Here is a 10,464-nt window from a genome sequence, read left to right as displayed (position 1 = left end):
CGACGGCAGCTTCGGGTCGAGCTGGTCGTCACGAAGATTGCCCGGACGCTTCCGCGGCGGCGCCGCCGGCCTCGGCGACCTCGATGACCACTTCACCGAGCCGGCCGGATCGACCCAGCCTTGAGTCCCGAATGCAATCCATTCGAGCAAGACAGCGGGAAACGCTCTCTCCGCTCGCCGGTATTGCGCCCATGCGTCCAGCTCGTTGTCGTCTGCGCTTCGGTATCGCCAGGGAATCAGTGTCGTGCGGAGCACGTCGCTGACCGGGAGCCTGTCGATGCTGGTCCCATCCCAGTCGTCACTCAGCTCGTCGGGATCGTTGACCCAGAGCGCCTGCTCGACGACTCGCACGTCCTCGTTCGGGATCGGGCGGAACCAGAGTTTCCGCCCCGGTGACACGTTGCCGCGAACGACGTCCTGCGCCCTGCGGGGCAGCCAGGGGAAGTCGTAGGGGTTCGTCGTGGTGGTTTCGAGGATCTGTTGTTCCTCCATGCGATGCACTGCGCGTGCCATCGAGACCCGTTCGGACCGTGGCGAGGCGACTGATGTCAGGCCGCACATGTTGAGGGTGAACCACCGTGACTGGTGTGTGTATCCCTCGAAGGACTTGCACTCGTCGAACTTGTACTCGTACTCGTCCCCATCCTCGTCGAGCTTGTGCTCACCTACCGCGCACTCATCGAACGTGCATCCGCCGCCGTTGATCGACTTGCAGATTGCGTACTGAATCTGGCGCTGCCGCACCCCCGGTCCCCGTGACATAACCGCAGATTAGCGGGCACTCATCTTTAAGTGTTGCATTTACCCTGGTGTCGGGAGAAACGCGTTTGAAAGAGTGAGATCGCGCCACAGAAAAGGGGCGCTGCCCCGAGTCGTGGCGCGACTTCGAGGCAGGCTACGTCCCTCACAACATGCTCCGCACGAGTACGAATCGGAAGGGTCGTCTATGAGCGTATCTCCCCCGAGGTCTCCCCGGAATCCCAATCCCCCAGCTCACAGCGGGTGGAGGGTCTGGTCTGCTGCCGTTCCTGCTGTACTGGCTGGCACTCTCGCCGGCTGGATGTTCGACTGGGCTGTGGGTATCGGCGTTGCGAGCAGCGTCCTCACCATCACCCGCCAGTTGATTCAGCAGCGCACCTCGACCTAGACGTCTCGTGGGTGGAGCGTCGGACCGATCCGGCGCTCCACCCGTTTCATCACCCTGACCAGCGCCGCCCCTAAGATCAACAGATGCTTCGAAAGGTGCAGCGCAGTGAACTGGAGCTGTGGGTATCGCCGCCCCGACTCAACACCTATGCGCAGCGAACAGCCGACTCCAGAGTCGTAGATGAATACGCCTGGGCTGTCGAACTCAATGCCGCCTTCATGGAGTTGATCTGCCACGTCGAGGTACTTCTGCGCAATGTGGTACACCGTGAACTGACGGCTCGCCACGTCAGCCCGACGGGAACTCCCTGGTTTGATGATCCGCAGTATGTGGCGCTGAACAACAACGCTCGCCGTTCCATTCAGAAGGCCCGGAACCGGATAACCCGCGGTGGTTACCCTGCGACCGCCGATCGGGTCGTTGCAGGGCTCTCGTTCGACTTCTGGCGATTCCTGTTCGTCAATGCTCATCAGATCGACGTATGGAATCGAGTGCGACACGGTTTGCTGGGGTTGCCGGGGAGTCGCCGATCCACCAACCATTTCGCGATCTTCGAGGACGCTGTGGAGCGGGTCTACGAACTGCGGAACAGGGTCGCACACCACGAACCGCTTCGGTTGGACCTCGCCCTACAGAAGCACGAAGACGTCTTGTTGCTGGCAGGCTATATCGACCCTAGAGCTCAGGCATGGCTCGATTCGATCTCCCGAGTTGGCCCGGTGCTTGCCTCCAGACCCGGATTCCCCCCACCTCCAATGACATCGCTCGCTGCACATGCGCGCAGAAAGCGCCGCGACCAGCAGCAATAACGAGGTAGGACGGTCGTGTCCTGTTGCAGTTCACACGCCGAGCCAGGTATAGTTTCGGGCGAAAGCCCCGGAGCGATCACTGGCACAGACATCGTCTGTCGCTACATCACCGGGGCTATTGAATTTCTGGGACATCAGCAACGTCCACGTGATACGCCCGGCTTGAGCGACCGCTGACTGTCAGACTGTGACTTCTTCGCGTGCGCGCCGCAGCGTTGCGTACATCGCCGATCTCGACAGTCCGCTGATCTCGCAGAGCTGGGCGGCGGTGTAGTCGCCGGATTCGTGATCGGCGAGCAGCCGTTTGCGCTGCAATGCGGAGAGTTTGGGCTGTTTGCCCTTGAGTCGGCCGGCCTTCTTCGCTTCGGCCATGCCCTCGCGGGTCCGAGCCCGGATCAGGTCCGACTCGAACTCGGCCATCAGCGACAACATGCCGAAGAACAGTTTGCCTGTCGGGTCGGTCGGGTCGTGGATCGAGCCGCCGATGTTCAGGCGGGTGCCTTTCGCTTCGAGCTCGTCGGCGATGGCGCGCAGATCGACGGCGGAGCGACCCAACCTGTCGAGTTTCGCGACGACGAGCGTGTCGCCGGCCCGGCAGGCAGCGAGGGCTTCCCGGAGACCGGGTCGTTCTCGGTTGCGTCCGGTATAGCCCTTGTCGGTGTAGATCCGGTCGTCGGCGACGCCGAGCCGTTTGAGGGCTGTGCGCTGCGCTCGCAGATCTTGGCCGCGGGTGGAGCATCGGGCGTAGCCGATCAAGATTCCGTCCATGAGACGACGATAATGCGGTTTAGGTCGCCTATACGAGACCAACATGCAGGACGGTTATCCAGGACGGGTCGGGCGCCGGATTCCGCAGGATTCGATCGGATGCGGGACGGGTTGTGGGTGTGCTGTTTGAGGATCGGCCCGAGGAATCGTGCTCGTTCCGAAAACGAACGTATATGAAACATCTGCGGTTGAATCGAGCGACCAGGCGCGACGAATGTTCCGAAACTCGTGTCCATAACCGATGGTTCAAAACTTCCTCTGTCAGTGAGTTATGGAACACTGCGAGCCTGTGAACGAACTTTTGGGCTACGCAAGGGTCTCGACCGCCGATCAGACCCTCGATCTGCAGAGCGACGCGCTGAGGACCGCGGGATGTTCGCGGATCTGGACCGAGACCGCCAGCGGTGCCACGACCGCCCGGCCGCAACTCGATGACTTGTTCTCCCACCTTCGGTCCGGCGACACCCTAGTGGTGTGGCGACTCGATCGACTTGGCCGGTCCCTGCCGCATCTGCTTCAAGTGGTCACCGATCTTGAGGAGCGTGGCATCGGCTTCCGTTCAGTGACCGAATCGATTGACACCACGACAGCCGGCGGCAAGCTGATCTTCTCGATCTTTGGTGCGCTCGCCGAGTTCGAACGCAATCTCATCCGCGAACGCACCTCGGCCGGCCTTGCCGCGGCCCGTGCCCGCGGCCGGGTCGGGGGCCGACCACCGAAGATGACGCAGAAGAAGATCAGGCAGGCGAAGTTGATGCGCGACAACGGGATGAGTCAGACCGAGATCGCGGAGATCCTCGGGGTTGGTCGTACGACGCTGTACCGCCACCTGAAGTGATGGACCAACCCACTCCAGCTGGCACTATCCATCGACGCAGCCTGGCTACCAACGTAGCAACTCCGCGATGGAGCACACCCGAATGCGTCCGCAACCAGCCAATAGCTTCGGTCTACATGACGCCTGCGGCCTGCAGAGCAAACTGGGTGCCCTCCGAAACAGCGGCCGACAGCAAAACGCCACCAACCGCGGATCCCACACGCTGAAGTACGCGCGCGCGACGGCGTACCTTCTCGGGCTCCGCACCCGAGGTGACAGCCTCCTCGAAGTCGTCGATAGCCTGCTCGACCTCAGCACGATCGTCGTCGTCAGATACCTCGTCAAGAGCTGCCCGCATCTGCGCGATCAACTCCGAGAACTGATCTGGCGATACACCGTTGTTCGTTTGCGTCTGTTGAGAACCGGCGCCCTGCCCGATCACGCCCGCGTTCGTCCCGACATTCGTCGTGTACTGGTCCTGGGACCCATACACGTTCACCTGGACGGCCGAGTCAACCTGGCTCTTCGATGGAAGCTCGTTCATTGGCACGTCCTTCGTCATGTCAGCCACCATTTCTACAAGAGTTGTGCGAACCATGCCGACCATCCCCGCCAGTGAAGCGCGTCCGACCTGGTAGTAGAGCGCCTGGATGTCCTGAAACATTGGCAGGTCGTTGCTCCACCACGCCGCAAGCGCCGGAAAGCCCTGCATCGCTATCTTCAGAGTCGAATCCTCTGCAGTAGCCATCGCCTCAAGCTCCTCGACCGACTGCTTGAACGCAACCTTCTCGGGAATAAGCTGTCGGTACTTCTGCGGGATCTGCAGCGGCGAGATCGCTTGGCCTTTCGCCCACCAATTGCCACTTACGCTGTCGATGAACAGCGGGAGCACCAGCTCGCGGTAGGAGGGGACATCTTCTTCGTCGCCGTACCCTCGTAGCTCCCTACCCGCCCATGTCCGCAGGTCTGCAGATCCGGTCGCTGCCCCGAGCATCAAGCAGGTCCGCAGAAGTGAGGCCAGTGGCTCGGACTCGTCGAGGACACGGTCACGCAGGCTCCGTAGCAGATCAGCATCGGTCACACCTCCAATGTGCCATCGCCTACCGACATTGATCGCATCTGGATGGCTCCCAGTCAGCAGAGCCTTACCCTTCGGGTTGCCTTCCTGCGGCTGGTGATGGGCTCTCCGGACGAATAAGCGGCATTCGACGGGGCCTTTACAGTGTGCACACGCCGTCCGCTATGAAAGCGCGGTAGAGCCGCAACGTTTTGTCGACGCTGTGCGTTGAGCGGATGTACTCGGCGAGATCAGCATCCACGGCGCCCGCGAGATCGAGAATGTTCGTCATCTGGTGCGGAAGATTCATGTTCAGGATGTACTCGTGGTGGGCGATCCGGTTGCGGAGCCGTTCGAACTCCCGAAGTGACGCTCGGAGTGGCTTGGGCTTATTACGCACATCGGGGGAATTGGGAAATGCTCGGTACAGGTACGGCTGCCAGATCAGACGGAAGTAGTCATACTCACGATCTCGTGAACGTCCCTCGCTGGCAAGCGAAACCCACAGCCCCAGACTCGTGCCACCGACAACATCATCTCCTGTGGGATCCGTCAATCCGTTTCGGTCGAGCTTCTGCAATACGCGCTGCAGTTTGCCTCTGTCCTGTTCAAGCAGGTGCACACGTGGTCGATCAGAGAGCACATCGCGATGCCATCCCTCAGACAACGGGACTCCCAGATGACTGCAGATCGCTACGTTCATCGAGTTGCGAATAGCAATCTCAGTCAGCGCAATCGGGGCGAGGAACGCCGAACTTACCTTGGCGTTGAACACGTATCGCCGGTTGGCCTGCACCGGATCGTGGCCCGACGCCCTCATATACCGGTCGTACCTGGCATCAGACACCAGTGTCTTAAGAGGGAGTGATCCAGGGCACGTCATACGGGGAATCTTACAAAGGCCCTGAAAAGAGTTTTGCCCCAAGGGGCCTGCGCAGTTTCCTGCCGGGAGCCTTGGGGCTTACATAGAAGAAGGTACGTTGCCTACGAGATCTTGTCAAAGGAGCAAAGCTCACAGAGCCAGGACTCTGACGAGTTGCCGCCACCCGTCGTTGGCGCCGAGCAGCGTTCGTACTGGCCTTTTCCTCAGGTCGGCGGCTTCGACTCAGCGAAGAACCCGAGGTGGTGTGCCCCGGGCGCGTAGTGAGGGCGGGTGTGAGTCGCGTTTGGCACACGCTGATCAGCGCAGGCCGCCAAGCTCAGCCACTCATAGTCCAGAAGACCTGCCAGCTCCGTCACACCCGGAAGGTGTCTGCATAGCACGACGGCCCTACGTGCAGCGGAATTCTGAAACTGACGGCGGATTCGCCAACCCACCGCTATGGGTGTGCTGTTCGACGATCCGCAAACAGCACACCCATCGACGAATGCAAATCATCGCCGCATAGCGCTATCATCGCTATATGACGATCAATGATCCATGTTTGTCTGCGGCCTGTGCGGGATCGAGCCTCGACGCCGCGGTAGCGCTGTTTCACAGCCTGTCGGACGGAACCCGGTTGACGATCGTGCGGCGACTCGCTGAGGGTGAGGCTCGGGTGGCCGATCTGGTTGGCGAGTTGGGGTTGGCGCAGTCGACGGTCTCGGCGCATGTGGCGTGTCTTCGGGACTGCAACCTCGTCGAGGGTCGCCCGCAGGGTCGGCAGGTGTTCTACTCGCTGGCCCGCCCTGAGTTGATGGACCTGCTCACCTCTGCGGAGACACTGCTTGCCGCGACCGGGAACGCGGTCGCGTTGTGCCCGAACTACGGCACCGACACCGGCACGGGGGTGACGGCATGAGCGACGCGTGCGGATGCGGCCACGACGAACCCCGACCCGAGGGCGAGGAGGAACACGAACCCGAAAAGCTGTGGCAGATCACCGAGATCCGGGCCGCCGTAGCGGCCGGTGTTCTGCTGGTCACGGCCCTGATCGTCCGCGTGACCGGCGGACCTGATGCTCTGGGAATGGGCCTCGAGGTGGCCGCGCTGATCGTCGCCGGCTACACGTTCGTCCCGTCCACGCTCGAGCGGCTGGCCAAGGGCAAGATCGGGGTCGGCACCCTGATGACGATCGCCGCCGTCGGTGCGGTGCTGCTCGGCGAGGTCGGCGAGGCCGCCATGCTCGCGTTCCTGTTCGCCATCAGTGAGGGCCTCGAGGAGTACGCGGTCACCCGCACTCGTCGCGGCCTGCGCGCCCTGTTGTCCCTGGTACCGGACACCGCCACGGTGCTCCGCGGCGGCCGTGAGGAGACCGTGCCGCCGACCGAGCTCGATCGCGGCGACGTCATGATCGTCAAGCCCGGGGAGCGGATCGCCACCGACGGCATCATCCGCACCGGGCGCACGGCGCTGGACACCTCCGCGATTACCGGCGAATCGGTGCCCGTCGAAGCCGGTCCCGGCGACGAGGTGTTCGCCGGGTCGATCAACGGCACCGGCGTCCTCGAGGTCGAGGTCACCGCTGGCGCGCAGGACAACTCGCTGGCCAAGATCGTGCGGATCGTCGAGGCCGAACAGTCCCGCAAGGGCGAGGCGCAACGCCTGGCCGACAAGATCGCCAAGCCGCTGGTTCCGGCCGTGATGATTGTCGCCGCGGTCATCGCCGCCGTCGGCAGCCTGGCCGGTGATCCGCGGGTGTGGATCGAACGCGCCCTGGTGGTGCTCGTCGCCGCCTCACCGTGCGCGCTGGCGATCGCGATTCCCGTCACGGTCGTCGCCGCGATCGGCGCCGCGTCCAAGCTCGGAGTCCTGGTCAAGGGCGGTGCCGCCCTCGAAGCGCTCGGTCGCATCCGCACCGTCGCGCTGGACAAGACCGGCACCCTCACTCGTAACCAGCCCGCGGTGATCGACGTCGCCACCGCGAACGGCGCCACCCGCGACGACGTTCTCGCGGTGGCCGCAGCGTTGGAGGCCCGCAGCGAACACCCGCTCGCCCAAGCGATTCTCGCCGCCGTCGACCGTTTCGTGCCCGCCGACGATGTCGATGCCGTGACCGGCTCCGGCCTGACCGGCCGCATAGACGGCACATCGGTTCGGCTCGGTCGACCCGGCTGGATCGAGCCGGGCCCGGTCGCCGCCGACATCGAGCTGATGCAGCACGCCGGCGCCACCGCGGTCCTGATCGAACGCGCCGGAACGGTGATCGGGGCGGTCGCCGTCCGTGACGAGCTCCGATCCGAAGCTCACGAGGTGATCGCCGGCCTGCGCCGCGACGGCTACAGCGTCGCGATGCTCACCGGAGACAACGACCGCACCGCCCGCGCCCTGGCCGCCGACGTCGGGATCGACGAAGTGCACGCGGACCTGCGCCCGGAGGACAAGGCCCGCATCGTCGAAACCCTCCGTGCCGCAAGCCCGACCGCGATGGTCGGCGACGGAGTCAACGACGCACCGGCCCTCGCTACCGCCGACCTCGGCATCGCGATGGGCGCGATGGGCACCGACGTCGCCATCGAAACCGCCGACGTCGCCCTGATGGGCGAGGACCTGCGCCATCTGCCCCAAGCGTTGGCGCATGCTCGTCGCTCGCGGACGATCATGCTGCAGAACGTCGGCCTGTCGCTGGCGATCATCACCGTGCTGATGCCGCTGGCCCTGTTCGGTGTCCTCGGTTTGGCCGCCGTGGTGCTGGTGCACGAGGTCGCCGAGATCGTGGTCATTGCCAACGGGGTCCGCGCCGGCCGCACCCGCGCCCCGATCGCCGCGACCCCGGCCACCCTGGTCCCGGTCGCCGCGGCCGACGCCCGCACATGAGGCACCCGGCCGACACCGCCGCCACGGGGTTGGCGATGCTCGCGCCGGTGCTGGATCCGGTCCGCCCGGGGCTTCGTTGTCTGGGGGCGCAGCCTCGATCTCGGTCTGCTCCACTGCGACTGAGCTGATCCGGGGGCGTTCGTAGGAGGTCAGCGTGCTTCGATGACGCCCATCATGCCGTTGTCCTCGTGGTCGAGGATGTGGCAGTGGTAGACGGTGCGGCCGGGATGGTCGTCGAACGCCACCCGCACCGTCACCCGGCTCCGCGCGGGGACGGTGACCACGTCCTGCCGGCTCGGCTCCTCGGTCGGGCCGTGTGCTGCAAGCGGCTGCATCGGCCACACGTGCAGGTGCATCGAGTGATCCATCATCGAATCGTTGACGAGGGTCCATTCCTCGACGGTGCCGATCCGCACAGTGTGGTCGGTGCGGTCGGGATCGTATTCGCGGCCGTCGATCGTGAATCGCATCCCACCCATACCCATACCCATACCCGTGCCCATTCCTGTGCCGAAGGTGAATGTGAACCGCCCCGGTGAGTCCGGAGACTCCGATTGTTGGGAAGGTTGGAGTCATGCCAGGGAACACCACGAAGCGGTATCCGTCGGAGCTGAAGGTTCGGGCGGTGCGGATGGTCGCGGAACGTCCGAAGGATGAGTCGGAGTGGGCAGCGATGCGACGGATCGCTCCTCTGCTCGGGGTCACCACGGCGGAGACGCTGCGGAAATGGGTGCGGCAAGCACAGGTCGACGACGGGTCCCGGGACGGTGTCACGACGACCGAGTCCGAGGAGTTGCGGCGGCTACGGCGTGAGAACGCCGAGCTGAAGCGGGCGAACGCGATCTTGAAGGCGGCGTCGGTTTTCTTCGCGGCCGAACTCGACCGGCCACACGGCTGATCGTGGACTTCATCCGGGTTCACGCCGACCGGCGTGAACCCGGTGGTCTGCGGTGGGGTGTCGAGTCGATCTGCACCGTGCTGACCGCGCACGGATGCCGGATCGCCCCATCGACATATTACGAGCAGTGCAACCGCCCGGCGACCGCGCAGGAGTATCGGGATGCTTTGTTGATCAACGAAATCCGTCGAGTTCATGCAGCGAACTACGGCGTGTACGGGGCCCGGAAGGTGTGGCTGCAACTCAATCGTGAGGGTATCGCGGTGGCCCGGTGCACCGTCGAACGCCTGATGCGTGACGAAGGGCTGGCCGGGGCGGTGCGCGGGACGGTGAAACGGACCACGATCGCACGAGAGGGTGGGCACGACCGCGAGGATCTGGTCGGCCGCCGGTTCACCCCGGGGGCTCCGGATCGGCTGTGGGTTGCCGATTTCACGTATGTCAGCACCTGGTCGGGGTGGGTATACGTGGCGTTCGTGATCGACGCGTACGCGCGCAGGATCCTGGGCTGGTCGGTGTCGTCGTCGATGACGACCGACTTCGTGCTGCACGCGTTCGAGCAGGCAGTGTGGACACGAACCCGTTACGGTACAGCAGATTTCACTGATCTCGTTCATCACAACGATCGCGGTAGCCAGTACACGTCGATCCGGTTCGGCGATGCCCTCTCCGAGGCGGGGATCGTGGGATCGATCGGGAGCACCGGCGATTCGTACGACAACGCGCTCGCCGAGACCGTCAACGGGTTGTACAAGACCGAACTGATCAAGCCGCGCAAGCCCTGGAAGGGGGGGTAGCCGTAGCATTTGCCGAAAATCGGGCGGATATGGCGTAGTGCCCGGTCGGTGATCCGCTCGGCCTGTTGGGTCGAAACGATCGTCTGTCTCGCCACCGGCTCCTGGCGGGCGCGGCGTATCCGCCCAGCTCGCCGACGATCCGATTCGGGCCAGAACTCGTGTGGGACGTAAGGGCCCGCAACCCAAGGTTGTCAGGAAGTGCAAAGTAGCGGGATCCTGACGACAGGCTGGTGAATTCTCAGGCTCGTGGTGCAGCACTGCTGACGATGCGGTGGATGGTGGAGCGGCCGACGCTGTATTCCTCGGCCAGGTCCGCCAGGCTCGCGTCGTCGGCGGGGTCGTGGTAGCGGCGGTGGATTGTTTTCCGTGCCGTGGGGGTAGCCGTAGCATTTGCCGAAAATCGGGCGGATATGGCGTAGTGCCCGGTCGGTGATC

General features: G+C 63.9%; 9 protein-coding genes and 1 pseudogene. 5 read left to right on the top strand and 5 right to left on the bottom strand.

Annotated features, from left to right (window positions below):
• On the bottom strand, positions 1 to 762 hold a 762-nt coding region (locus A8G15_RS19465; protein ID WP_156665474.1), incomplete at its 3' end, for a hypothetical protein.
• Between the two features lie 468 nt (positions 763 to 1,230).
• Here A8G15_RS19465 and A8G15_RS30020 point away from each other — a divergent pair.
• A complete protein-coding gene (locus tag A8G15_RS30020) occupies positions 1,231 to 1,956 on the top strand; it encodes an Abi family protein (RefSeq protein WP_082900021.1) in 726 nt (241 codons plus the stop codon).
• A 180-nt stretch (positions 1,957 to 2,136) separates the two neighbouring features.
• On the opposite strand, the gene A8G15_RS19455 is transcribed toward A8G15_RS30020, so the two are convergent.
• Positions 2,137 to 2,724, bottom strand: coding sequence for a recombinase family protein (locus tag A8G15_RS19455; RefSeq protein WP_068163274.1), 588 nt, complete (start codon positions 2,722 to 2,724; stop codon positions 2,137 to 2,139).
• A 289-nt stretch (positions 2,725 to 3,013) separates the two neighbouring features.
• Between A8G15_RS19455 and A8G15_RS19450 the strand changes: the two genes are divergently transcribed.
• Positions 3,014 to 3,562 carry a recombinase family protein gene (locus A8G15_RS19450; RefSeq protein ID WP_082900022.1) on the top strand — a complete coding sequence of 183 codons (549 nt, stop codon included), beginning with the start codon at positions 3,014 to 3,016 and terminating at the stop codon, positions 3,560 to 3,562.
• Between the two features lie 112 nt (positions 3,563 to 3,674).
• On the opposite strand, the gene A8G15_RS19445 is transcribed toward A8G15_RS19450, so the two are convergent.
• The gene (locus tag A8G15_RS19445) at positions 3,675 to 4,622 is read right to left on the bottom strand and encodes an AbiTii domain-containing protein (RefSeq protein WP_068163270.1); all 948 of its coding nucleotides are present in this window, start codon (positions 4,620 to 4,622) and stop codon (positions 3,675 to 3,677) included.
• A gap of 136 nt (positions 4,623 to 4,758) precedes the next feature.
• Positions 4,759 to 5,373 carry a CAAX protease gene (locus A8G15_RS30740; RefSeq protein WP_156665473.1) on the bottom strand — a complete coding sequence of 205 codons (615 nt, stop codon included), beginning with the start codon at positions 5,371 to 5,373 and terminating at the stop codon, positions 4,759 to 4,761.
• Between the two features lie 628 nt (positions 5,374 to 6,001).
• Here A8G15_RS30740 and A8G15_RS19435 point away from each other — a divergent pair.
• Both A8G15_RS19435 and A8G15_RS19430 read left to right on the top strand, forming a co-directional pair.
• Positions 6,002 to 6,379 (top strand): ArsR/SmtB family transcription factor, encoded by a 378-nt coding sequence (locus A8G15_RS19435; protein ID WP_068163261.1) that lies wholly within the window; start codon positions 6,002 to 6,004, stop codon positions 6,377 to 6,379.
• Positions 6,376 to 8,334, top strand: a complete 1,959-nt coding sequence (locus A8G15_RS19430; RefSeq protein ID WP_068163260.1) for a heavy metal translocating P-type ATPase — start codon at positions 6,376 to 6,378, stop codon at positions 8,332 to 8,334. The genes A8G15_RS19435 and A8G15_RS19430 overlap by 4 nt, the downstream gene beginning before the upstream one ends.
• A gap of 149 nt (positions 8,335 to 8,483) precedes the next feature.
• Here A8G15_RS19430 and A8G15_RS19425 read toward each other — a convergent pair whose 3' ends face one another.
• Positions 8,484 to 8,825, bottom strand: a complete 342-nt coding sequence (locus A8G15_RS19425; protein ID WP_245687905.1) for a multicopper oxidase domain-containing protein — start codon at positions 8,823 to 8,825, stop codon at positions 8,484 to 8,486.
• An 83-nt stretch (positions 8,826 to 8,908) separates the two neighbouring features.
• On the opposite strand from A8G15_RS19425, the pseudogene A8G15_RS31945 reads away from it, so the two are divergent.
• Positions 8,909 to 10,020 (top strand): annotated as a pseudogene (locus tag A8G15_RS31945) (IS3 family transposase); the annotation flags it as partial.
• Positions 10,021 to 10,464 lie beyond the last annotated feature (444 nt).

The sequence above is a fragment of the Rhodococcus phenolicus genome, assembly GCF_001646785.1.
GTDB lineage: Bacteria > Actinomycetota > Actinomycetes > Mycobacteriales > Mycobacteriaceae > Rhodococcus > Rhodococcus phenolicus.
The sequence above is the reverse complement of the archived record's forward strand: the minus strand, read 5'-3'. Positions and strand labels throughout refer to the sequence as shown.